We start from the raw sequence: 23,404 nt of genomic DNA, 5'->3' as shown, positions 1-23,404 counted from the left end.
TCGGCATCACCGCACGGTGGTGAGCAGCCGCTCCCGGACGAGCACGTCCGGCTCGTCGAACCACTCGTCGAAGTGGCTGGCCGGTCCGAGGCCGTCGATGACGTCGACGTAGGCGGCGCTGTCGACGGCACGGCCGGTGAGCAGGCCAGTCACCGCCCGCAGGTAGTGGAAGTCGCTGTGCCCCTGGACGCCCTGCACACCGGCTTCCACGACCGACGCCGCCTGCTCGTCGCGGCCCAGCTCGAGCAGCGTGAGCACGATCCAGCGGCACACGGTGGTGCGCAGGTCGCCGCCGCGCTCGTAGAGCTCCAGGAACCCGTCCAGCGCCGCCTCGAAGCGTCCGGCGGTGAAGTCGCGCAGCGCCGCCGCGTAGGGCAGGTCCGCCGGCGGGCCGTCCGCGTGGCCCAGCAGGTAGGCCCGGATGGTGCCGCCGCCGCGGTCGCCCTGCCGCCGCCCGACGACCCGCCAGCGCACGGCCCGGTGCCCGTCGAACGCGGGGAACGTCACCGGCACGGCCACGGCGCCGGCGGCCGTCGCGGCGGCCCGCCGCCGGAGCCGCCGCTCGACCTCGGTGTGGCTCTGGTCGAAGCGCAGGCCGCGCAGGTCGAAGCGCCACTCGTCGCGGGCGGGCGGCGGTGACCAGGCGGCCTGGGCGGCGCGGTAGGCGTCCTCGACCCGGCTGATGATCGTGTCCCACGAGTAGCCGGCCGCGGTCAGCAGCCCGCCCTCCCGCAGCCGCGCCGCGATCGCCGGCTCGTCCAGGACCCGCCGCACCCCCGCGAGCAGCCCGTCGGCGTCGCCGACGTCGGCGAGCAGCGCGTTCACGCCGTCGCGGGCGTATTCGAGGACACCGGTGTTCCTGGTCGCGACGACCGGCGTGCCGGACGCCATCGCCTCCAGGCACGGCAGGGAGAACGACTCGTAGTGCGAGCAGCAGACGTACGCGGCGGCCCCGCGGAACAGCGCGCCGAGCGTCGCCTGGTCCGGGGCGACGACGACCCGGCCGAGCGGCTCGCGCGCCGGTTTCGGCGTGACCCACACGAGGTCCAGCGCCGGGCGCTCGGCGCTGAGCGCCCGCCACACCTGCCGCATCTGCGCCATGCCCTTGAACTCGTTGCCGTCCCACCCGACGAACAGCACGTAGGGCCGCGCCTGCTCGGCGCCGCCCGGGTGGAACACGTCCGGGTCGACCGCGTTGCCGACGGCCGTCGCCGCGACGCCGAAGCGCTCGCGCAGCACGTCGGCGACGGTGCCGCTCACGGTCAGCGTCGCGTCGGCGGCCTCGAGGTGCCGGGCCACGAGCTCGTGCATCGCCGGCTGCAGTTCCTCGAACAGGTGCGAGTCGCCCTGCTCGAAGTGGACCACGGGGGCGAGGCCCAGCGAGCGGGCGGCGAGGACCTGGTCCCAGTATCCGGCGACGATCACGTCGCACTCCGGGACCGCCTCGGCGAGCTCCACGCCGAACGGCACCGTCCAGAACTCCGGTCGCAGGTCGTGCCACTGCGGCGGCGGGAAGTGGCTGAGCACCTTCACCTCGTGCCCGCGCCCGTGCAGGCGGTTGGCGTGCTCGAACAGCACGCGCGCCCCGCCGCCGACGTCCGTGCGCGGCACGAGGAAGCACAGCCGCAACGGGCCTGCGCCGGCGTTCCTGACCTTGTTCCTGCGGTCGCGGCGGGCCGGCCGCGGCGCGGCGGCGGGCATGTCCCGCCTGCTCACGAACTCGGCCTGGCGGGCGGCGGCGATGATGGCGGCGAGATCCGGCCGCAGCGGTGGGTGCTCCTCGAAGGCCGGCACACCCTGACATCGGCCGCCCCGCGACCCGCTTGAGAACATTCGCAGTCGATCGCCGGCGGCCGGTTCGCCGGTGGCCGGGTGAAGAACCGGCTGCATCCGAACGATCCGCAGCCACCGGCCCTCTGGGACCTGCGCACCGGACTCGTCGGCACCCTCACCGGCTCATCGTTGCGGACGCAGGTGGCACACCCGCTGGCCTGGTCGGTCGCCGGCTCGTCGCTGCACGTCGTCGATGTGACCCTGAAGTAGCGGCCCGTCGCCTCAGCGGCGGAAGCGGTCGACCAGGCCGGCGAGGGTCGAGGCGTTGGTGTTGAGGCGGTCGGCGGCGTGCCGGGAGCTCTCCACCGCCCGCTGGGCGGAGGCGACGCTCTCGGTCACGCCGTCGATGCTGCTGGCGATCGCGCCGCTGCCACCGGCGGCGTTGCTGACGCTGCGGCGCATCTCGTCGGTCGTCGCCGTCTGCTCCTCGACGGCCGCGGCGATCGCCCGCTGGAAGTCGCTGACCCGGTCGATGGCGTCCGTGATCGCCTGGATCGCCTGGACGGCGCCGTCGGTGTCCGCCCGGATCGCGGCGACCCGGGTCGTGACGTCCTCGGTGGCGCGGGCCGTCTGCTGCGCCAGCTCCTTCACCTCGCCGGCGACGACGGCGAACCCCTTGCCGGACTCGCCGGCCCGGGCCGCCTCGATCGTCCGTTCAGCGCCAGGAGGTTCGTCTGCTCGGCGATCCCGCCGATCACCTTGACCACGTCGACGATCTGCGCGCTGGACTCGCCGAGCTTGCCGACGACGTCGGTCGCCTGCTGCGCCAGCCGGACGCTGTCGAGGGCGACGCTCGCCGCCTCCTGCGCGTTGCGGGAGATCTCCTTGATCGACGCGGCCATCTCCCCGGAGCCGGCGGACACGGTCTGGACGCTGTGCGACACCTCCCGCGCCGACGCGGCGACCGCCTCCGCCTGGCCGGCCGCGGTCGCCGCGGTGCGGTCGAGGTCGTGCCCGATCGCGGCGACCTGCCCGGCGGCCGAGGTGACGTCGCCGGCGGTCGCGCTGATCTCGCCGAGCAGGCCGCGCAGCTCGCCGACGGCGGTGTTCAGCGCGGTGCCCATCCCGGCGATCTCGTCGTCGCCCCGGGTCGGCACGCTGACCGTCAGGTCCCGCTGGGCGACCCGGGCGAGCGCACCCGTCAGCCCGGCGAGCCGGCCGGCGACCCGCCGGGACCACCACCAGGCGAGGGCCGCGGCGCACAGCGCGACCAGCAGCGCGGCGACCGCGAACGTGCGCAGCATCGTGTCGCGGCCCTCGTCGATCGGGGTGACCTGGGCCTCCGCGTCCGGGCGGTACGACTGGGTGACGATCGCCCACTTGTACGGGGCGTAGTAGGTGACGGTGAGGTCGCTGGCGGCCGGTGGCGCCCCGGTCGTGCCGGGCAGCGTGTAGGTCGTGTGCCACATGGCGTCGGCGGCGAGATTCGGTGCCTCGGTGGTGATCTTGTCGACGTACGCGGCGCCGCCGGCGTCCTTCGCGTCGAGGCGGACCTGGCCGACCTCCCCGCTGCGGCTGGACGCGATGACCCGGCCCCGGTCGGTGGCCCCGGTCGAGTACACGGTGACGGCGCCGTTGGTGCCGACCTTCGTCCCGGCGATCGTGCCGGTGAGGCTCGTGATCGCCTCGGCCTGCGGCACCCCGTAGTAGATCGCGCCGACCACGGCCCCCGACGCGTCCTTCACCGGGTCGTAGCCGCTCACGTACCAGGTGTCGACGACCAGCGCGACGCCGCGGAACGGCTTGCCGTCCCGGATCGCCGCGGCGACCGCGTTGGGCTTGCCGTCGGCGGCGACCGCCGGGATGTAGGTGCCGATGGCGCGCTTACCGGCCTTGTTGGGCACGTTCGTCGCCACGCGCAGCAGGTCCCCGGCGGCGTTCATGCGCTGGAACAGCGTCACGGTCCCGCCGACCATGGTGCGGATGTCGTCGACGACCGGCGTCGGGACACCGACCTCCCGGTTCTGCCCGAGCCACACCCCGCCGACCGTGACCCGAGGCAGCGTCACCGGGGTCACCGCCTGCGTCAGCTGGTTCGTCGCCTGCCAGGTGACGGTTTCGGGGGTGAACCTGAACCCGCCGCGCTGGCCCAGCTCGGCGATCGCGACCTGCTGGGCGCGGTTCACCGACGCCTGCACCCCGTCGCCGACCGCCGTCGCGAGCCGGGTGACCCCCTGCGCCACGTGGTCGAGGTCGCCGGCGGACAGCTGCTGGACGCTCGACCGCGCCTGGTCGCTGAACCGGCGGCTCTCCAGCGCGCCGACGGCGAAGAGCACGACGGCGGTGACGAGGGTCCCGCCGACGCCCAGCGCGACCAGGCGGTGACGCAGATGCACACCGGGTGGATCGGCAGGTCCGGCGGCAGGTTGAGAAAACGGCCGGGTTGAGAAAACCCTGTAGTCACGCACCGGAGTCGTACGGGTATCGTCGCCGAAGGCCTGTTTGAGAAGTAAGGCGGATGCCCGATGGTGCTGAAGATGTCCACGCTGTTCGTGCGGACGCTGCGCGAAGACCCCGCGGATGCCGAGGTGACGAGCCACCGGCTGCTCGTGCGCGCCGGCTATGTCCGACGGGTCGCGCCGGGCATCTTCACGATGCTGCCGATGGGCCTGCGCCTGCTGCGCAACGTCGAGCGGATCGTCCGCGAGGAGATGGACGCCATCGGCGGCCAGGAGCTGACCTTCCCCGCGCTGCTGCCCCGCGAGCCCTACGAGGCGACCGGCCGCTGGACCGAGTACGGCGCCAACCTCTTCCGGCTGAAGGACCGCCGGGGCGGCGACTACCTGCTCGGGCCCACGCACGAGGAGATGTTCACGCTCGCCGTGAAGGACTTCTACTCCTCCTACAAGGATCTGCCGCTCACCCTGTACCAGATCCAGACGAAGTACCGCGACGAGGCACGCCCCCGCGCCGGCATCCTCCGCGGCCGCGAGTTCCTGATGAAGGACTCCTACTCGTTCGACGTCGACGACGACGGGCTGCGCGCCGCCTATGAGCGGCACCGGGTCGCCTACGGCAGGATCTTCGACCGGTTCGGCCTGGACTACGTCATCTGCTCCGCGACGAGCGGCGCCATGGGCGGCAGCGCGTCGGAGGAGTTCCTCGCGGTCTGCGACATCGGCGAGGACACGTTCGTGCGCTGCACCAACGGCGACTACGCGGCGAACGTCGAGGCGGTCACCACGCCCGCCCCCGAGGCGCTCGCGATCGAGGGGCTGCCCGCCGCGCAGGTCGTCGACACCCCCGACACCCCGACGATCGAGACGCTCGTCGACCTGTTCAACGCCCGGGACGACCTGCGCCGCGAGGACCGGGCCTGGACGGCCGGCGACACGCTGAAGAACGTCATGCTCATGCTGACGCTGCCCGACGGCAAGCGCGAGCCCCTCGCCGTCGGCGTCCCCGGCGACCGCGAGGTCGACCTGCGCCGGCTGGAGGCCCAGGTGGCGCCCGCCGAGGTCGCGCCCATGTCGGAGGCGGAGTTCCAGCAGCATCCCGCGCTGGTCAAGGGGTACATCGGCCCCGGCGTCCTCGGGGAGAAGGGCTCCTCCGGGATCCGGTACCTCGTGGACCCCCGCGTCGTGGACGGCACCAGCTGGATCACCGGCGCCGACCAGCCCGGCAAGCACGTCGTGCACCTCGTCGCCGGGCGGGACTTCACCCCGGACGGCACCGTCGAGGCGGTCCGCATCCAAGACGGCGACGTCTGCCCCGTCGACGGCGGCGCCCTCGAGCTGGCCCGCGGCATCGAGATCGGCCACATCTTCCAGCTCGGCCAGAAGTACGCCAAGGCGCTGGGGCTCACCGTCCTGGACCAGAACGGCAAGGCCGTCACGGTCACCATGGGCTCCTACGGCGTGGGCGTGACCCGGGCGATCGCCGTGGTCGCCGAGCAGACCGCCGACGAGCGGGGGCTGTGCTGGCCCCGCGAGCTCGCCCCCGCCGACGTGCACGTGGTGGCCGCGGGCAAGACCGAGGAGATCAAGGCCGGCGCGGCGCAGCTCGCCGACGCGCTTTCCGCCACCGGGCTCGAGGTGCTGCTCGACGACCGCAAGGACGTCTCGCCGGGCGTGAAGTTCAACGACTCGGAGCTGCTGGGCGTGCCCACGATCGTCGTGGTCGGCAAGCGGCTCGCCGACGGCATGGTCGAGATCCGCGACCGCAAGACCGGCGAGAAAGAGGAGATTCCGGTCGAGGGCGCGGCGGAGCGCATCGCCGCGATCGTCCGCGCGGGGTGACAACGCGGGAAGGGTCGGCCGTTCGGCTCCTTGTCGGATCAGCCGTTCGGCCGGACCTATCCCGTCAAATCCCCGCACGTGCGGCACTTCGGTTTGACTGGCGCCAGGGACCGGCCGATACGTTCGGTCACGGCCATGCTGTCGACGAAGGGTGCTGACGTTGTCTGGCCGACACACCGCAATCCGCCGACGTCACCTCATTCCATTGATCGCCGGCACTGTCGCGGCGATCGCGCTCATCGGCGGTGCGGTTGTGACCGTCAATATGGGGTCGGATGATGCCAAACCGACCTCGGCGAGCGACCTGATCGACGGGAGCCGCAGCGCCGATACCCGCGCCGACCGCGGTGACCGGCCCTCCCCGTCCTCCACGTCGCCGTCCGCCTCGCCGTCACCCTCCGCGTCCGCGCAGGTCAGCAAGTCGCCGGAGGCGACCAAGGCGCCGTCGAAGACGCCGACGAAGAAGCCCTCGACGAACCCCACGGGCGGCGTCGTCACGAACACCGGCACCTGCAAGGCGTCGTACTATGCGAGTGGGTCGCGCACCGCGAACGGCGAGAGCTTCGACCCCGACGGGCTGACGGCCGCGCACAAGGAGCTGCCGTTCAACACCCGGGTCCGGGTGACCAACCTGGCCAACGGGAAATCGGTCGTCGTCAGGATCAATGATCGCGGACCCTTCGTCAGCGGTCGCTGCCTCGACCTCGCCCGCGGGGCCTTCGTGGCGATCGCTTCGGTGAGTGCCGGCGTGATCAACGCAAAGTACGAGGTACTCAAGTAAGCCGCATCCCGGCCGTTTGTTTGAGCGGCTCGGGGGCCGGTTGGTGGCATGCTGTCGATCGGACCTATGAAACGACCGTTGCTTCCCGAAGCCCGCGCCGGAGTCGGCGCGGCCTTCGTGCTGCTCTGCCTGGTCCTGGCCGCTGAGCTCGCCGACGGCACCGACGCCAACTACGTCGGGCTGCTCGCCGCCGCGCCGTTCCTCGCGGCCGCGTTCGCCTCCTGGCCGGAGGTCCTCGCCGTCGGCAGCGCCTCGACGCTGCTCGCCGTCGTCTTCTGCAGCATCGAGCTCATGCACACCCGCGAGCGCACGCTGGTGATGATGCTCAACCTGGGCGCCGTCATCCTCGCCGCGGGCATCGCCTCCGCCGTCGGCGCCATCAGGCAGCGGCAGATCGCGCGGTATGCGGAGCTGTCGAAGCTCGCCTCCGTCGCGCAGCAGGCCGTCCTGCGCCCGCTGGGGCCACAGCTCGGCCCGCTGACGATCGCGGCCCGCTACATCTCCGCCAGCGCCGCCGCCGACATCGGTGGCGACCTGTACGAGGCGCTGGACACCCCGTACGGCGTCCGCATGATCATCGGTGACGTGCGGGGCAAGGGCCTGGACGCGGTCCGGCTCGCCAGCATCGTCCTCGGCTCCTACCGGCACGTGGCGTTTGAGCGGGCCGACCTGCGCGCGATCGTGGCCGACCTGGACCGGGCCGTGGCCAGGTCGGTCGGCGACGAGGACTTCGTGACCGCGGCGCTGATCGAGGAGCGCGGTGGCACGCTGACGATCGTCAACTGCGGCCACCCGGCGCCGCTGCTGCTGCGCCGCGGCCAGGTGATCCCGCTCGACCCGCCGTCCAACGCGCCGCCGCTGGGCTTCATGCCGGTGGTGAAGCCGCGCGTCGAGCGGCTGGAGCCGGGCGACCGGCTGCTGTTCTTCACCGACGGGCTGGCGGAGGCGCGCCGCGACGGGCAGTTCTTCCCGACCGCGGAGCGGGCGCAGCGGCTGCTGGGGCACGGCACCGTCGGCGACGGGCTGGCGTCGCTGGAGAGCGCGCTGCTGGAGTGGGTGCGCGGCCGGCTCGACGACGACATCGCGCTGGTGCTGGTGGAGTATCAGGGGGTCAAGGCTCCGGCGACGGTCCCCAGCTGGGAGATCGGCGGCGCCGGAGCTACGGCCGTCGGCTGACGTCCTTCGGGCGCTACTCCGCCACCATGCGGGGGCGGGGGACGAAGCGGCGCATCGGGGCGCGGTGCCGGCCCGTGTAGAAGCGCGGGTACTTGGGAGCGAACAGAGAGCCCATCATCCGGACGATCATCGCGGTGCCCTCCTTCTGACTGCGAGTAACCGCTCAACGATCACGTCACCCGCAGGTGACGGCGTGTCGTGCGCACGTACACCCTGTGCGCTACTCATCTGCCACCTTGGAGTACTCACCGGTCATCCTGACCTGCCGAAATAGGTGACGCCTTTTGTGATGGCCATCACCCGCCCGGGTGGGTTGCCGGAAGTTACTCGCAAGTAATAAGATTCCTGTTACCGACTGGTAACCTCGGTCGTCCATGCTCGATCTACAAAAGCGACCCAGAGACGGGGGCCACTCCGCGATGAGCCATTACAAGAGCAACCTGCGGGACCTCGAGTTCAACCTCTTCGAGGTCTTCGGCGTCGACAAGGTCCTCGGCCAGGGTCCCTACGGAGATCTCGACGTCGACACCGCGCGCAGCATCCTCGCCGAGGTCGACCGCCTCGCCCGCGAGGACCTCGCCGCGAGCTACGCCGACGCCGACCGCAACCCGCCCGTCTACGACCCGGCGACCCACTCGGTGAAGATGCCCGAGTCGTTCCGCAAGTCGTACGAGGCCTTCATGGCCGCCGAGTTCTGGCGCCTCGACCTCCCCGCCGAGCTCGACGGCACCTCCGCGCCGCGGGCCCTGTGGTGGTCCCTCGCCGAGATGGTGCTCGGCTCCAACGCGCCCATCTGGATGTACGCGTCCGGCCCCTCCTTCGCCAACACGCTGCGGATCGAGGGCACCGAGGAGCAGAAGAAGTGGGCCAAGCTCTTCGTCGACCGCCAGTGGGGCTCCACCATGGTGCTCACCGAGCCCGATGCGGGGTCCGACGTGGGCGCCGGCCGTACACGGGCGATCCCGCAGGCCGACGGCTCCTGGCACATCGAGGGCGTCAAGCGCTTCATCACCAGCGGTGAGCACGACCTCGCCGAGAACATCGTCCACTACGTCCTGGCCCGCCCGGTCGACACGCCCGGCGCAGGCGGCCCCGGCACGAAGGGCCTCTCGCTCTTCGTCGTGCCGAAGTTCCACTTCGACGGCGACACCGGCGAGCTCAAGGACCGCAACGGCGCCTTCGTGACCAACGTCGAGCACAAGATGGGCCTCAAGGTCTCCACGACCTGCGAGGTCACCTTCGGCGGCCACGGCGTCCCGGCCAAGGGCTGGCTGCTCGGCGACGTGCACGAAGGCATCCGCCAGATGTTCCTCATCATCGAGTACGCGCGGATGATGGTTGGAACGAAGGCCATCGCCACCCTCTCGACCGGCTACCTCAACGCGCTCGACTACGCCAAGAGCCGCGTCCAGGGCGCCGACCTCGCCAGCAGCGACAAGAACGCGCCGCGCGTCACGATCATGCACCACCCCGACGTGCGCCGCTCCCTGCTGATGCAGAAGTCCTACGCCGAAGGCCTCCGCGCCCTCGTCCTTTACACCGCTTCCTGGCAGGACAAGGTCGCCCTCGCCGAGGCCGCGGGCGACGAGGCCGCCGCGAAGATCGCCAAGCGGGTCAACGACCTGCTCCTGCCCCTGGTCAAGGGCGTCGGCTCCGAGCGGGCGTACGAGCTGCTCGGCCACGAGTCGCTGCAGACCTTCGGCGGCTCCGGCTTCCTGCAGGACTACCCGCTCGAGCAGTACATCCGCGACTCGAAGATCGACACCCTCTACGAGGGCACGACCGCGATCCAGAGCCTCGACCTCGTCTTCCGCAAGATCGTGAAGGACCAGGGCAAGGCGCTGCTGACCGTCGCCGCCGAGATCCAGCAGTTCCTGGAGGCCGAGGGCGGCAACGGGCAGCTGAAGGTCGAGCGGGTCGCGCTGGGCAAGGCGCTCGGCGAGGTCCAGAACATGCTCGGCATCTTCACCGGCTGGCTCGGCGAGGCCCAGGCCGGCGACCCCCGGGCGCTTTACAAGGTCGGCCTCAACACCCGCCGCTTCCTGCTCGCCCTCGGCGACGTCGTGGTCGGCTGGCTCCTGCAGCGGCAGGCGGAGGTGGCCCTGAAGGCCCTGGCCGGCGAGACCACGGAGAAGGCCTTCTACGAGGGCAAGGTCGCCGCGGCGAAGTTCTTCGCCCGCGAGGTGCTCCCGCGGACCGGCTCCGACCGCCGCGTCATCGAGGCCACCACGCTGGACGCGATGGACCTGTCCGAAGACGCGTTCTAGGGTTCTGTTCCACAGAGAGCTGGCGGGAGGGCAATGGCGCCCTCCCGCTTTTCTGTTCCGGTTTCTTTCTGAGGTCAGCCGCGGGCCGTGTGGTGCGCCCGCAGCGGCGCGGTCTCCAGGTCGCGCCACGGGCCCGTCACCGTGTGGACCGCGATCCCGCTGGTTGCCAGGCCCTCGTCCGGGAGCGCGTCCGGGTCGAGCAGGTCGGACAGCATCGACAGGGTCGGGTTGTGGCCGATCAGCAGCAGCGTCGCCACGTCCGGCGAGTTCTGCAGCAGGTCGAGCGTGTCGTGGGCCGGGCCGAGGTACACCCGGTGCTCGAACACCACGGGCACCGTCTTGCCGTGCCCGCCGTGCCCGCCGTGCCCGCCGTGCCCGCCGTGCCCGCCGTGGCCGCCGTGCCCGCCGTGCTTGTCGTGCTTGTCGTGCTTGTCGAGGTGCAGGCCGTCCAGCGTCTCGCGGGTCCGGACCGCGGTCGAGCACACCACCAGATCGGGCAGCAGGCCCTGCTCACGCAGCCAGTCGCCGGCCGCGGCGGCGTCCCGGCGGCCGCGGGGACTCAGCGGGCGTTCGAGGTCGGTGGGGTACGGATCCGGGTCGACGGCCTTCGCGTGCCGGAGCAGGATCAGGGTGCGCCCAGTGGTGCCGTCAGCCATGTCCTATAGCGTGCCCGATTGAGCGGCGTCGTAGGTGGGTAACCCGGCGGTACAGATGGTTACCAACCAAACGTCCTGGAGGCCCTCGATGGGTATCGGTGGCAGCATTCTTCTGATCGTTATCGGAGCGATCATGACGTTCGGCTTGGACGACACCGATCTCGGGCCGTTCAACCTCGACACGATCGGCTGGATCTTCCAGCTCGCAGGCCTGGTGGGGCTGCTCCTCACGCTGTACTTCTGGAACAGCCGCCGGCGCACGGTCGTCCGGCAGGTTCCGACCGCTGGTGGCACCGCGATCCCGCCGACCGTGGACGAGGTCGTCGAGCGCCGCCGGACGTACGAGGACCGTTCGTACTAGGAAAATCCGCGGAAAACCGCACACATCGCCGTCTACCTCGCGTACAGCGCGAAGTAGATGGCGATGTGGTGCAGGATCGCGGCGACGAGCGTGCAGGCGTGGAAGAACTCGTGGTGGCCGAAGACGGTCGGCCACGGGTTGGGCCGGCGCAGGGCGTAGAAGACCGCGCCGACCGTGTAGAACGCGCCGCCGACGATCGTCAGCACGAGCGCGGTCACGCCGCCCGTGCGCAGGATGTCCGGCAGGACCACCACGGCGACCCAGCCGAGCGCGACGTACAGCGGCGCCCCCACCCAGCGGGGCGCGTTCGGCCAGATCATCTTCATGCCCACGCCGAGCAGCGCGCCGCCCCAGACCACGCTCAGGATGACGTCGCCGGTCCGCCCCGACAGCAGCAGGACGCTGAACGGCGTGTACGTGCCGGCGATGAACACGAAGATCATCGAGTGGTCGAGGCGGCGCATCAGCTTGTACCCCGCGGGCGACCAGACCCGGCGGTGATAGAGCGCGCTGGTCCCGAACAGGGCACACACCGTCAGGCTGTACACGAGACAGCTCACGAACGGCGACCAGCCCGGGCGGCCCGCGGCCAGCGAGCACAGCACGATGCCGCAGATGATCGCGGCGCCGAACGCATAGGTGTGCAGCCAGCCGCGCATCCTGGGCTTGCCGAGGTCGACCGGGCGCAGGCGGGTCTCGGTCTTCACTGTCACGCCCTCCAGGTTACGGTACCGTAGGTTACTGGCAAGTATCGAAGCGGACACCAACTAGGGTGGCGGTCATGGAGATCCGCCCCGTCGGGAGCTCTGCCCTGCTGATCGAGGTCGACGATCCGCTGGCATGGTTCGCCGCGCTGGACGCCGAGCGGGCCGCCGGACGCCTCGCGGTCACCGATATCGTCCCCGGTGCGCGAACCGTCCTGCTCGACGGGGTCCCGTCGCCCGCGTCTCTTGCCGCTTCGCTGCGCTCGTGGCCGACGCCGTCTTTTGCCCGCTTTTATGGCGACAAATTGGCGATTCCGGTCGTGTTTGACGGGCCTGATCTCGCGGCGGTCGCGGAAATGACCGGTTCGTCCGTCGAGGTGCTCGTCCGCACGCTCACCGAAACCACCCTCACGGTCGCCTTCGGCGGCTTCGCGCCCGGGTTCGCGTACCTCAGCGGCCTGCCGTGGACCATCCCCCGGCGGGAGAGCCCACGCCCTCGCGTCCCGGCCGGGTCGGTCGCGCTCGCCGCGGAGTACGCCGGCATCTACCCGACCGCGTCCCCCGGCGGCTGGCAGCTCATCGGCCACACCGACACGGCCCTGTTCGACATCGACCGTGACCCGCCCGCCCTGCTGACCCCCGGCCGGACCGTGCGGCTGGCGGTGGCATGAGGACGCTCACGGTCGAGACGGCGGGCCCGCTCACGACCCTGCAGGACCTCGGCCGGCCCGGGTTCGCGCACCTCGGCGTCCCCCGCTCCGGCGCGCTCGACCAGCCCGCCCTGCGCCTCGCCAACCGCCTCGTCGGCAACGACGCGTCCTGCGCCGCGCTGGAGATCACGCTCGGCCCGTTCGTCGCGACCCTGGCCTTCGCCGGCACCCTCGCCCTGACCGGGGCGGTGGCGCCACTGCGCGTCGGCGGGCGGCCCGCGCCGATCAACGCCCCCGTCCCCTTCCGCGCCGGCGACCGCGTCGAGATCGGCCGCGCCGTGGCCGGGCTGCGTGGATACCTCGCCGTCGACGGAGGTTTCGCCGCGTCGCCGGTACTGGGCAGCCGCGCCACCGACACCCTTGCGGCGCTCGGCCCGCCGGTCGTCGGCGTGGGCGCTGTGCTGGCCGTGGGCCCCACGACCGGCGACCCGTCCACCGTGGACGTGGCGCCCCGCCCCGCCCTGGGCGGCCCCATCACGCTCGGCCTGACCTGGGGCCCCCGCCACGACTACTTCGCGGCCGCCGGTGACCTGCTCGCCGGCACGTACACCCTGAGCAACGACAGCAACAGGATCGGCGCGCGGCTCGGCGGCCCCGCACTCACCCGCGCCCACCAGCGCGAGCTCCCCAGCGAAGGCATCGTCCTCGGCGCCGTGCAGGTCCCAGCCTCCGGCCAGCCGCTGATCTTCCTCGCCGACCACCCCACCACCGGCGGCTACCCGGTCGTCGCCGTCGTCGACCCCACCGATCTGCCGCTGCTCGCCCAGGCCCGCCCGGGCGATACCGTTCGGTTCCGTGGACCTCAACAGTGACCTCGGCGAAGGCTTCGGCATCTGGACCCTCGGCGACGACGACGCCCTCCTGGACATCGTCACCAGCGCCAACGTCGCCTGCGGCTTCCACGCCGGCGACCCCTCCACGATGCGCCGCGTCTGCTCCAGCGCCGTCTCCCGCGGCGTCCGGATCGGCGCCCAGGTCAGCTACCGCGACCTGGCCGGCTTCGGCCGCCGCCGCATCGACGTCGACGCCACCACGCTGACCGACGAGCTGCGCTACCAGATCGGCGCCCTGTCGGCGTTCGGCCCGGTCACCTACGTCAAACCGCACGGCGCCCTCTACAACACCGCCGCCGTCGACCCCGTCCACGCCTCGGCCGTCGCCGCCGCCGCTGCCGCCTTCGGCCTCCCCGTCCTGTGTCAGCCCGGCTCGGTCCTGGCTCGGCTCGCCGCCGAGGCAGGCCTGCGCGTGGTTTTTGAAGGCTTCGTGGACCGCGGTTACCTCCCGGACGGCCGCCTCGTGCCCCGCGGCACCGAAGGCGCCGTCCTGACCGACATCCCCACCGTCACCGACCGCGCCGTCCGCATGGCCCGCACCGGCGAGGTCGTCGCCATCGACGGCACCGTGCTCCAACTGCCGTTCGAGTCCCTGTGCGTCCACGGCGACACCCCCGGTGCCGTGTCCATGGCAACCGCCGTCCGCACCGCCCTCCTCGCCGCCGGCCTCCCCTTGTCCCCCTTCTGAGGGCGCTGTCGCCTGCTGCCGACCCGGACCGGCACTGCTGCGGATGTCTGCGTGGGTCCCTGCGTGTCCACTTCCTCACCAGCGAGGCGTGTCCGCGGCCCGGCTTTCCGTGATCCGGAAGACTTTGTGTGCCTATGACGACATAAAGTCTTCCGGATCATGAGCACCAGCGGTGTCTGGGATGGTGTCGCCTGGTGCGTGCCCGGAGCGGCGTTGTTGTGGTTGTGGGCGTCTGCGCTGGTCGCCGCGATGTCATGCTGCGCGGCTTTGCTCCGTGACCTGAAATCTTCTGCCGTCTAAGTCCCTGTGCGTCCGCGGCGGCTCTCCAGGTGCGGTGTCTGTGGCGGACGTCGTCCGCGCGGTTGGCCCTCCGGTTGCCCGCTTCGCCACCAGCGAGGCGCGCCTGCGGCCCGGCTTTCCATGATCCGGAAGACTTTGTGTGCCTATGACGACACAAAATCTTCCGGATCATGAGCAATGGCGGCGTCTGGAGCGGTGCCGCCTGGTGCCGACCCGGACCGGCGTTGCTGCGGATATCTGCGCAGGTCCGTGGCCCGTTTCCGGATCATGAGCAGCGGCGGCGTCGGCGGGTGGTGTCGCCTGTTGCCGGCCCGGCGCTGCTGCGGGTGTCTGCACTGGCCACCGCGATGCGATGCCGCGCGGCATCGTCCCGTGACCCGGAATTTCTGCCGTTGGGGCTCTGTGGGTCTGCGGCGATACCCCCGGACACGGTGTCCATGACGAACGTTCGTCCGCGCGGTTGGCCACCAGCGAGGCGCGCCTGCGGCCCGGCTTTCCGTGATCCGGAAGACTTTGTGCTGCTATGACGACATAAAGTCTTCCGGATCATGAGCCGTGGTCATCGCAGCGCCTGGGGTGTCGCTGAGTTGTGCTGGTGTTGGTCTTGCGGCGCATCCTGGTTGGCCGACTGGGCGGGCTGCGGGCTTCAACGCTCAGCGGCGGAGGGCGTTGGTGCTGCGGCGACAGGGGTTGCTGCGGAGGGTGGCGTCAGGTCTGGGATGGCGTGCTGTGCCTTGGTGATCCGGAAGACCTTGTGTGGATCGGGGGTGGGTGCGTGAGGTCTTCCGGATCGTAAACGGCGGGCTTGGGCGTCAGGTGTCGAGGCCGCGGAGGACCAGGGGGAGGCGCTGGGCGCCGTCCTTGGCTACGCGGATCGGGACGCCCCAGTCCTGGCGGGTCAGGTGGCAGGCGGGGAACTCCGCGTCGATGTCGCACGTCGCGGCCTGGGCCACCACCTGCAGGACGCCCTCGGTGACGTCGGGGGAGAGGACCAGGCGGCGGCGCAGGTCCTGGGTCACGCCGGCGCCTTCCAGCAGCAGCTCGGGCGGGGAGGCGGACACCTCCAGGCGGGTCGAGGGGCCGAACGACTCGTCCAGCTTCTGGCCCGGCGCCGGCTCGAAGATCAGGTCGAGCTGGACCTCGCCGGGGGCGAGCATCGTCGAGGGGCGTTCGGTGCGGTGCCGGACGCCGGCGACGTCGATGCCCGCCGCTGCCAGGGTGCCGGGGGCGAGCCGGACCAGCCGGTGTGCGCCCGACTCGACGACCACGACGTCGCCGGTCGAGCTGAGGACCAGGTCGCTCGGCTCGCGGAGGCCGTCGACGACGGTGGACACCACGCCGTCGGCGATCCTGCGGATGGCGCCGTTGTACGTGTCGGCGACGAGCACGCTGCCGTCGGCCAGGGCCAGCAGGCCGAGCGGGTGCTGCAGCAGCGCCTGATCGGCGGGGCCGTCGACGTGCCCGAAGTCGAACAGGCCCTGCCCGGCCACGGTCGACATCCGGCCGTCGGCGATGAAGCGGATCGCGCTGGACTCGCTGTCGGCGATCCACAGCGTCGTGCCGTCGGGCGACGCCGACAGGCCGGACGGCTGCGCCATCCACACCTCTTGCAGCGGGCCGTCGCGGAGTGCCTCGACGGTCGTCCCCGCGTACATGCCGGCGGTGCGCCGCACCGGGTTGAACCACCACAGCTGGTGGATGCCGGCCATCGCGACCACGACCTGGTCGTCGAACCACGCCACGTCCCACGGCGACGACAGGTCGACCGCCAGGGAGTCGTGCGCGTCGAAGTCGACGCTGCCGCGCCACTGCCGGCCGCTGCCGGCGACCGTGGTCACCTCGCCGGTCGAGAGCTTCAGGCCGCGCAGCAGATGGTTGACCGTGTCGGCGACCACGACGTCATACCCGGCGATCTCGGCCACGTGCGGGGGCAGCAGGCACAGCCCGCCCGGCTCGGAGAACTCGGGATCCGTGCCGTCCTTGCGGCCGCGCTGCCCGGTGCCGATGCGGCGGATCAGGGTCTCGTTGTCGGCGTCGAACTCGACCAGCGACTGGTGCGTCGAGTCGGCGACCAGGAAGTGCCCGTCGGCCAGGGCCAGCGCCTTGCCAGGGAACCGCAGCACCGTCTCCTCGGTCCTGGCGGCGACCTGCGGAGCGGAGCCGCGCCGCAGCGTGCCCCGCGCCTCGTGCACGCGGACGAGCTCCTCGACCAGCCGCGCCAGCCCTTCGGCGTGCCCCTCGCCGGCCATCGTCGCCACGACATAGCCCTCGGGGTCGATGACGGTCAGCGTCGGCCAGGCCTTCGCCGCATACTGCTGCCACATCTCCATCTCGGGGTCGTCCAGCACCGGATGGTCGACCCCATACCGCTCGACGGCTGCCGCGAGCGCCGCCGGGTCCTTCTCGTGCTCGAACTTCGGCGAGTGCACCCCGATGGTCACCAGCACGTCCGCGAACCGCTCCTCAAGCGGGCGCAGCTCGTCGAGCACGTGCAGGCAGTTGATGCAGCAGAAGGTCCAGAAGTCGAGAACTACAATCTTTCCCCGCAGATCGGACAGGGTGAGTCCGTCGGTGTTGAGCCATCCGCGCCCCCGGAGTTCGGGAGCGCGGACGCGGGCCTTGAGCAGTGGCGACTGTGCCGGGTCGGTCATGCCCCCAAGTCTGCCCGAGTGCCGCCGGGCGCTCCCATGCGACGTTGGCCCCGGGCGCCTAGGTCATTTGGCCGAGGCCGGACGGAGGCAGAGGACCTCGTCCTTCTGTCCCTTGTGCTGCAGCACGACGTACGGTTGGCTGGCGTCTGAGCAGCTCTCCGGCTTCTCCACCTTCTGCACGATCGTGAATGCGTCCTTGTCCGAGCAGCTCGCCTTCTTCGCCGAGTTGCCGTCCTGCTTGACGCACGAGTTGACCGCGAAGCTGGTGCTGTCGGCGTTGTTCAGCGCCACCACGATGCCTGTGCCGGCCACCGCGAGCAGGAAGACCACGACCACCACGACCAGCCCCATGATCAGGCCGCGCTTGCTCTTCTTTTCAGTCGGCGGCGTCGGTACGACCGGCGCCCCACCGACAGGCTCAGCACCGGAAGGGGGTTGATCGCCGGGCATGGTGACGAGGTCGCTGTAATGCGGGCCGGCCGGTGCTGCGCTCGGCACCGAAGCCTGGTACACGCCCGTGGCGGGGGGCGGCGCGGCCTGATAGATGCCGGCCGCGGGCGGCCCGGAGGCCGGAGGCGCCGAGGTCGGCATGTTGGTCGCCGGTGGTGCTGACGCCTGGTACAGCCCGGTCGCCGGCGGTGCGCTCGTGGGCGGCAGGTTGGCCGGCGGTGCGCTGGTCGGGGGCACGTTCGCGGGCGGGACGGACACCTGTGCCCGTGCGGCGAACGACGCCGGCGGGATCTTCCCCAGGTTCGGTGCCGCCGGGACGGCCCCGGCGGGCTGTCCCGCTTCAGGGCCCGCCGCACTGGGCGCCGCCGATGCCGGCGTGCCGTACGTCGCGGGCGGGGCGGAGGTCGGGGCGCCGTACGTGGCCGGCGGAGCGGAGGTGGGCGCGCCAAAGGCGGCCGGTGGGGCGGAAGTCGTGCCGTAAGTGGCAGCGGCCGGCGGCGCCGAGGTGGGAGCGCCATAGGCGGTCGGCGGAGCGGCGGCAGGCGCGCCGAACGCGGCCGGCGGCGCAGAGGGAGCCGAGCCGTAGGTGGCCGGCGGTGCGGAGGTGGGCGCGCCATAGGCGGCAGGTGGAGCGGAGGTCGGGGCGCCGTACGCGGCCGGCGGCGTGGAAGGCGAGCCGTAGGTGGCCGGCGGTGCGGAGGTGGGTGGGGGCGAGGTCGGGGTGCCGTACGTCGCCGGGGGTGCGGAGGTCGGCGGGACCGCGGACGGCGGAGGCATGGCGCCGGGGACCTGGGCGCTGCCGGAGACCTGGGCGGTGCCATACGTCCGGGCGCTCCCCGAGACGGGGGCCGCCGAGACGGGAGCGTTGCCGTGCTGGGCGCCAGGCACCGATCCGACCGGCGCGCCGCCGGACCCGGGCACCTGCGCCGACCCGGATGAGGGAACACCGGACACCGGCACCTGCGCGGATCCAGCCGAAGGCGCGGCGCCGGAAGAAGGGCCGGCGCCGGAAGAAGGTGCGGGGCCGGAAGCAGAGGCAGGCGGGGGGACCGGCACCTGGGTGTAGCCGGCAGGAGGGCCGCTGGGGCCCGCCGGCGCCTGAACCGGATCCTGGGCGGCGGCGGCCGGGTCGCTCTGCGGAGCGGCGGACGAGGCCTCGCCGGCCGGTCCCGCCGGGGTGAAGCCAGGGAAGCTGCCCGGCGGGCCGGGAGGCGCGTTCGGCGGCGTGCGGGCCGGAAGCGGAGGGGCCGGCGGCGCGAACGGCCCAGCCGGCGGGAACGGCCCGGGCCTCGGCTGCTGCTCGGCGTCCTCGACCGCGCCCTGGCCGGTCGCGGCGGGCACAGCGGGAGGCGCGGCGGCCGGCGCGACCGGCGGCGCGGCAGGGGCGGGCTCTGAGGAGGCGGCGGGTGAGCCGTACGTCGCGGGGGCCGGCGGCGCCGCCGGGGACGACGGCTGGACGGGAGGCCTGGTCGGCATCGGGACCGACGCGGTCGCTCGCACGGTGCCGGCCGGGGGCGTGCCGGGCGGGGGTGAGCTCGGCGCGCTCGCCGCACTCTCGTCCGCTTCGGACGGGTGGGGCTGGTCGGACGTCATCGTGCCTCCTGTGGGTCAGACCCTTGCGACCGTAGTCGACCCGAACCGTACATGGCAGAGCGGAGGCTCAGGTTCGCCGGCAAGCGCTCCCAGAATAGGTGAACAAAGCGATGCCGCCCCGGTCCGGGGAGGGTCGGACCAGGGCGGCAGGCGCGGGGTGGTGCGCAGGCTCAACTTCGGCTGAGCATGGCGTGGAGTTCGTCGCGCAGCGCGGCGGACGGGTTCTTGGCGATGGCGCGCTCGATCGCGTCGAGGCGGCGGGCGGCGTTGCGGCGGGCGCGGTAACGCTCCATGAAGGTGCTCACGGCGGGCTCCTTGGGAGGATGTAAGGACGAGGCTTGCTTCGCATCCATTACACGCCCAGCGGAAGATCGTTAGCCAGCGAATAGCAAGTGACGCGGCGCACGCGCCGACGATTCGTAGGGTTGCTGGCTGCGTAAACGCCCAGTTCGTCAGCCATATGACAGTGGCCCGGCGCGTCAGCGCCGGGCCACCTGCCGTGAATTGGACTGCTCAGCTCCAGGCCAGCAGCGATCCCTCGGGGTCCTCGAGGAACGCGCCGACGTCGCGCAGGAACTTGGAGCCCAGCTCGCCGTCGATGATCCGGTGGTCGAAGGACAGGCCGAGCGTCGTCACCTGCCGGATCTTGATCTTGCCCTTGTGGACCCACGGGGTGTCCCGGATCGCGCCGAACACCAGGATCGCCGACTCACCCGGGGGCAGGATCGGGGTGCCGGTGTCGACGCCGAAGACGCCGACGCTCGTGATCGTGAACGTCCCGCCGCTCATCGCCGCCGGCGACGTCTTGCCCTCGCGGGCGGTGGCGACGAGGTCGTTCAGCCCGTCGGCCAGCTCCCGCGTGGTGAGCGCGTCGGCGTCCTTGATGTTGGGCACGATCAGCCCGCGCTCCGTCGCCGCGGCGATCCCGAGGTTGACGTAGTGCTTGACCAGGATCTCCGAGCCCTGCCACGTGGAGTTCACCATCGGGTAGCGCTTCAACGAAACCAGGGCCGCCTTGGCGACCATGAGCAGCGGCGACACCCGCACGTCGCGCCAGTCCCGCTTGGCCTTCAGCCGTTCGAGGGCCTTCATCGAGCGGGTCACGTCGACCGTCAGGAACTCGGTGACGTGCGGTGCGGTGAACGCGCTCGCCACCATGTTCTCGGCGGTCAGCTTCCGCACGCCCTTGACCGGGATCCGCTCTTCGCGGCCGACGCGGGACGCCTGGGCCGCCGCCGGGGAAACCGGAGCGGCGGCGGGGGCGGACGACACGGACAGCACGTCGTCCCGCGTGACCGAACCGTTGGGCCCAGTGCCCGTGATCTCCGCGAGGTCGACGCCGAGGTCCCGGGCCAGCTTGCGGACCGGCGGCTTGGCCAGCACGTTGCCCCGCGCTGGCGGCGTCCGGTCCACGGGCTCCGCGACGACGACCGGAGCCGGCGCTACGGGCGTGGCGGGAGGCTTCGGCAGTACAGGTGCCGCGGTTGCACTTGCAGTTGTTCTCGGCCGGCGCTTCGCGGCGGCGGTTTTCGGACCGTAGCCGACGAGCACGGCGGTGCGGCCGCCCGGCGCGGGGCCGCCGATCATGCCGGGCTCGACCGGCGCGTCGCCGGCGATGTCGACGGCCGCCAGCGAGGCCGCGGAAGGCACACCCGTGGAGGGCGCCGGGGCGCCGCCCGGATCGGTGTCGATGGCGATGATCGGGGAGCCGACCTCGACCGTCGTGCCCTCCGGGTGGAAGATCTTGGCGACCTGACCGGCCCACTTCGCGGGGATCTCGACCGCCGCCTTCGCGGTCTCGACCTCCACGATCGGCTGGTTGAGCTCGATCGTGTCGCCGACCTGGACGAGCCACTTGAGGATCTCGCCCTCGGTGAGGCCTTCGCCCAGATCGGGAAGGTTGAACTCTTTGACCCGTGTCACTGCGCGTCCCCCTAGAACCCGAACGAGCGGTCGACGGCGTCGAGCACCCGGTCGAGGTCGGGCAGGTACTCCTCCTCGACCCGGGCGGCCGGGTACGGCGTGTCGAACCCGGTGACGCGCAGGACCGGCGCCTCGAGGGAGTAGAAGCACTCCTCGGTGATCCGGGCCGCGATCTCCGACCCGAGCCCCAGGTTGCCGGGCGCCTCGTGGACGACGATCGCGCGGCCGGTGCGCCGCACCGACTCGTAGACCGGGCCCATGTCCAGCGGCGACAGCGTGCGCAGGTCGATGACCTCCAGGTCGCGCCCGTCCTCGGCGGCGGCGGTCGCGGCGTCCAGCGCGGTGCGGACCATCGGGCCGTAGGCCAGCAGCGTCGCGTCGGTGCCGGGGCGCGCGATCCGCGAGACGTGCAGCGGTGCGCTCGCGGCGTCGACGTTGACCTGGCCCTTCTCCCAGTAGCGGCGCTTGGGCTCCATGAAGACGATCGGGTCGTCGGACTCGATCGACTGCTGGATCATCCAGTACGCGTCGTCGGGGTTGGAGCAGGAGACGACCTTCAGGCCAGCGGTGTGCGCGAAGTAGGCCTCGGGCGACTCGGAGTGGTGCTCGACCGCGCCGATGCCGCCGCCGAAGGGGATCCGGATGACGATCGGCAGCCGGACCTTGCCCTTGGAGCGGTAGTGCATCTTGGCGACCTGCGACACGATCTGGTCATAGGCCGGGTAGACGAACCCGTCGAACTGGATCTCGCACACCGGCCGGTAGCCGCGGATCGCGAGGCCGACGGCGGTGCCGATGATGCCGGACTCGGCGAGCGGGGTGTCGATGACGCGCTCATCGCCGAAGTCCTTCTGCAGGCCGTCGGTGATGCGGAAGACGCCGCCGAGCTTGCCGACGTCCTCGCCCATGACGAGGACCTTGGGGTCGCGCTCCATCGCCCGGCGCAGGCCGGTGTTGAGCGCCTTGCCGATCGTCAGGGTCTCGGCCATCAGTGCCCACTCCCCTCGAACGACGACAGGTACTTGTCGAACTGCGCCTTCTGCTGCTCGAGCTCCGGCGAACCGTGCGGATACACGTGGTCGAACAGGGTGCGCGGATCCGGGTCCGGCATGGTGAGGACGCGCTCGCGCAGGTCGGCGGCGGCGACCCGGGCCTCCTCGTCGACCGCGGCGAAGAAGTCGTCGCCGGCGATGCCCTGCTTGCCGAGGAACGCCCGCAGGCGCGCGATCGGGTCCTTCGCCTGCCACGCCTCGACCTCGCTGGCGATGCGATACCTGGTCGGGTCGTCCGACGTGGTGTGGGCGCCCATCCGGTACGTGTAGGCCTCGATCAGCGAGGGCCCCTGGCCGTGGCGGGCGTCGTCGAGGGCCTTGCGGGTGACCGCGTAGCAGGCGAGCACGTCGTTGCCGTCCACGCGCAGGCCGGGGAAGCCGAAGCCGCTGGCCCGGTGATACAGCGGGACGCGGGTCTGCCGCTCGAGCGGCTCGGAGATCGCGTACTGGTTGTTCTGGCAGAAGAACACCATCGGCGCGTTGAAGACCGACGCCCAGATGAAGGCCTCGTTGACGTCGCCCTGACTGGTGGCGCCGTCGCCGAAGTAGGCGATGACGGCCTCGCCGTCGTCGGAGCCGACCTTGCCGTCCTTGGTCACGCCCATCGCATAGCCGGTCGCGTGCAGCGTCTGCGCGCCGATCACGATCGTGTACATGCCGAAGTTGAACTCGTTGGGGTCCCAGGCGCCCTGGTCGACGCCGCGGAACAGGGTCAGCGGTGCGATCGGGTCGACGCCGCGGCAGTACAGCACGCCGTGCTCGCGGTAGGTTGGGAACGCCATGTCCTGCTTGCGCAGCGCCCGGCCGGAGCCGACCTGCGCCGCTTCCTGGCCCAGCAGGCTCGCCCAGATGCCCAGCTCGCCTTGGCGCTGCAGGGCGGTCGCCTCGGCGTCGAGCTTCCGGACCACGACGAGGTCGTGGTAGAGCGAGCGGTATTCCTCATCGGTGAAGTCGACCGTGTAGTCGGGGTGTTCGACCCGGTCTCCCTCAGGGGTGAGCAGCTGCACGAACGCGGGTTCAGGCGCGGCCCGTGTTCCTGACGTCCGGGCCTTTGCTTCGCCCTTCGCCATCCGTTTCTCCCTGTCGTCTCTCGCGTCGGCAGCGGGGGTAACCCTGCCGCGCAGCGGGGGTGGCTGCTACGCGGCGGCCCTGTTGGAGCCGGCGCGTCGCGGTGGGTGTGAGTGGATC

The 23,404-nt window shown here is 71.7% G+C and carries 20 protein-coding genes; 9 read left to right on the top strand and 11 right to left on the bottom strand.

Annotated elements, in window-relative coordinates:
- Positions 1-6 precede the first annotated feature (6 nt).
- Entirely contained in the window at positions 7-1,794 is a 1,788-nt protein-coding gene (locus ABD332_RS38940; RefSeq protein ID WP_344508301.1) for a glycosyltransferase family 4 protein, read from the bottom strand.
- Between the two features lie 78 nt (positions 1,795-1,872).
- On the opposite strand from ABD332_RS38940, the gene ABD332_RS38935 reads away from it, so the two are divergent.
- On the top strand, positions 1,873-2,043 hold the full coding sequence (locus ABD332_RS38935) for a hypothetical protein (protein ID WP_344508299.1): 171 nt from the start codon (positions 1,873-1,875) through the stop codon (positions 2,041-2,043).
- 12 nt (positions 2,044-2,055) lie between these two features.
- On the opposite strand, the gene ABD332_RS38930 is transcribed toward ABD332_RS38935, so the two are convergent.
- Together ABD332_RS38930 and ABD332_RS38925 are read right to left on the bottom strand one after the other, a co-directional pair.
- A complete protein-coding gene (locus ABD332_RS38930; protein ID WP_344508297.1) occupies positions 2,056-2,424 on the bottom strand; it encodes a methyl-accepting chemotaxis protein in 369 nt (122 codons plus the stop codon).
- Positions 2,421-4,169 carry a methyl-accepting chemotaxis protein gene (locus ABD332_RS38925; protein ID WP_344508295.1) on the bottom strand — a complete coding sequence of 583 codons (1,749 nt, stop codon included), beginning with the start codon at positions 4,167-4,169 and terminating at the stop codon, positions 2,421-2,423. Before ABD332_RS38925 ends, ABD332_RS38930 begins: the two co-directional genes overlap by 4 nt.
- Before the next feature lie 129 nt (positions 4,170-4,298).
- Here ABD332_RS38925 and ABD332_RS38920 point away from each other — a divergent pair, with 129 nt between their 5' ends.
- The 4 genes from ABD332_RS38920 to ABD332_RS38905 all read left to right on the top strand — a co-directional run bounded on the left by ABD332_RS38920 (position 4,299) and on the right by ABD332_RS38905 (position 10,295).
- A complete protein-coding gene (locus ABD332_RS38920) occupies positions 4,299-6,071 on the top strand; it encodes a proline--tRNA ligase (RefSeq protein WP_344508294.1) in 1,773 nt (590 codons plus the stop codon).
- 205 nt (positions 6,072-6,276) lie between these two features.
- Positions 6,277-6,852: a septal ring lytic transglycosylase RlpA family protein gene (locus ABD332_RS38915; RefSeq protein WP_344508292.1), complete on the top strand. Its 576-nt coding sequence runs from the start codon at positions 6,277-6,279 to the stop codon at positions 6,850-6,852.
- A 66-nt stretch (positions 6,853-6,918) separates the two neighbouring features.
- A complete protein-coding gene (locus ABD332_RS38910) occupies positions 6,919-8,028 on the top strand; it encodes a PP2C family protein-serine/threonine phosphatase (RefSeq protein WP_344508290.1) in 1,110 nt (369 codons plus the stop codon).
- Between the two features lie 419 nt (positions 8,029-8,447).
- Positions 8,448-10,295 carry an acyl-CoA dehydrogenase gene (locus ABD332_RS38905; protein ID WP_344508288.1) on the top strand — a complete coding sequence of 616 codons (1,848 nt, stop codon included), beginning with the start codon at positions 8,448-8,450 and terminating at the stop codon, positions 10,293-10,295.
- A gap of 74 nt (positions 10,296-10,369) precedes the next feature.
- Here the strand turns inward: ABD332_RS38905 and ABD332_RS38900 are convergent, their stop codons facing one another.
- A complete protein-coding gene (locus tag ABD332_RS38900) occupies positions 10,370-10,951 on the bottom strand; it encodes a SixA phosphatase family protein (protein ID WP_344508286.1) in 582 nt (193 codons plus the stop codon).
- A gap of 55 nt (positions 10,952-11,006) precedes the next feature.
- On the opposite strand from ABD332_RS38900, the gene ABD332_RS38895 reads away from it, so the two are divergent.
- Positions 11,007-11,312, top strand: a complete 306-nt coding sequence (locus ABD332_RS38895) for a DUF6458 family protein (RefSeq protein WP_344508602.1) — start codon at positions 11,007-11,009, stop codon at positions 11,310-11,312.
- Between the two features lie 32 nt (positions 11,313-11,344).
- Here the strand turns inward: ABD332_RS38895 and trhA are convergent, their stop codons facing one another.
- Positions 11,345-11,971: a PAQR family membrane homeostasis protein TrhA gene (gene trhA, locus ABD332_RS38890; protein ID WP_344508600.1), complete on the bottom strand. Its 627-nt coding sequence runs from the start codon at positions 11,969-11,971 to the stop codon at positions 11,345-11,347.
- A 122-nt stretch (positions 11,972-12,093) separates the two neighbouring features.
- Between trhA and ABD332_RS38885 the strand changes: the two genes are divergently transcribed.
- Genes ABD332_RS38885 through ABD332_RS38875 form a run of 3 tightly spaced genes read left to right on the top strand, consistent with a single transcriptional unit; the run spans position 12,094 to position 14,247 of the window.
- Positions 12,094-12,687 carry a 5-oxoprolinase subunit B family protein gene (locus ABD332_RS38885; RefSeq protein WP_344508284.1) on the top strand — a complete coding sequence of 198 codons (594 nt, stop codon included), beginning with the start codon at positions 12,094-12,096 and terminating at the stop codon, positions 12,685-12,687.
- Positions 12,684-13,538, top strand: coding sequence for a 5-oxoprolinase subunit C family protein (locus ABD332_RS38880; RefSeq protein ID WP_344508282.1), 855 nt, complete (start codon positions 12,684-12,686; stop codon positions 13,536-13,538). Before ABD332_RS38885 ends, ABD332_RS38880 begins: the two co-directional genes overlap by 4 nt.
- Positions 13,522-14,247 carry a LamB/YcsF family protein gene (locus tag ABD332_RS38875; protein ID WP_344508280.1) on the top strand — a complete coding sequence of 242 codons (726 nt, stop codon included), beginning with the start codon at positions 13,522-13,524 and terminating at the stop codon, positions 14,245-14,247. Before ABD332_RS38880 ends, ABD332_RS38875 begins: the two co-directional genes overlap by 17 nt.
- A 1,112-nt stretch (positions 14,248-15,359) precedes the next feature.
- On the opposite strand, the gene ABD332_RS38870 is transcribed toward ABD332_RS38875, so the two are convergent.
- From ABD332_RS38870 to pdhA, 6 genes are all read right to left on the bottom strand, one after another.
- On the bottom strand, positions 15,360-17,198 hold the full coding sequence (locus ABD332_RS38870; protein WP_344508278.1) for an NHL domain-containing thioredoxin family protein: 1,839 nt from the start codon (positions 17,196-17,198) through the stop codon (positions 15,360-15,362).
- Positions 17,199-17,261: 63 nt separating this feature from the next.
- Entirely contained in the window at positions 17,262-19,241 is a 1,980-nt protein-coding gene (locus ABD332_RS38865) for an LppU/SCO3897 family protein (protein ID WP_344508276.1), read from the bottom strand.
- A gap of 170 nt (positions 19,242-19,411) precedes the next feature.
- Positions 19,412-19,546: a hypothetical protein gene (locus tag ABD332_RS38860; protein WP_344508274.1), complete on the bottom strand. Its 135-nt coding sequence runs from the start codon at positions 19,544-19,546 to the stop codon at positions 19,412-19,414.
- 208 nt (positions 19,547-19,754) lie between these two features.
- The gene (locus ABD332_RS38855; RefSeq protein WP_344508272.1) at positions 19,755-21,164 is read right to left on the bottom strand and encodes a dihydrolipoamide acetyltransferase family protein; all 1,410 of its coding nucleotides are present in this window, start codon (positions 21,162-21,164) and stop codon (positions 19,755-19,757) included.
- Between the two features lie 11 nt (positions 21,165-21,175).
- On the bottom strand, positions 21,176-22,156 hold the full coding sequence (locus tag ABD332_RS38850) for an alpha-ketoacid dehydrogenase subunit beta (RefSeq protein WP_344508598.1): 981 nt from the start codon (positions 22,154-22,156) through the stop codon (positions 21,176-21,178).
- Positions 22,153-23,286: a pyruvate dehydrogenase (acetyl-transferring) E1 component subunit alpha gene (gene pdhA / locus ABD332_RS38845; RefSeq protein WP_344508270.1), complete on the bottom strand. Its 1,134-nt coding sequence runs from the start codon at positions 23,284-23,286 to the stop codon at positions 22,153-22,155. Before pdhA ends, ABD332_RS38850 begins: the two co-directional genes overlap by 4 nt.
- Positions 23,287-23,404: the final 118 nt, after the last annotated feature.

Origin of the sequence: Dactylosporangium maewongense (assembly GCF_039531485.1) — a bacterium.
Lineage (GTDB): Bacteria > Actinomycetota > Actinomycetes > Mycobacteriales > Micromonosporaceae > Dactylosporangium > Dactylosporangium maewongense.
The sequence above is the reverse complement of the archived record's forward strand: the minus strand, read 5'-3'. Positions and strand labels throughout refer to the sequence as shown.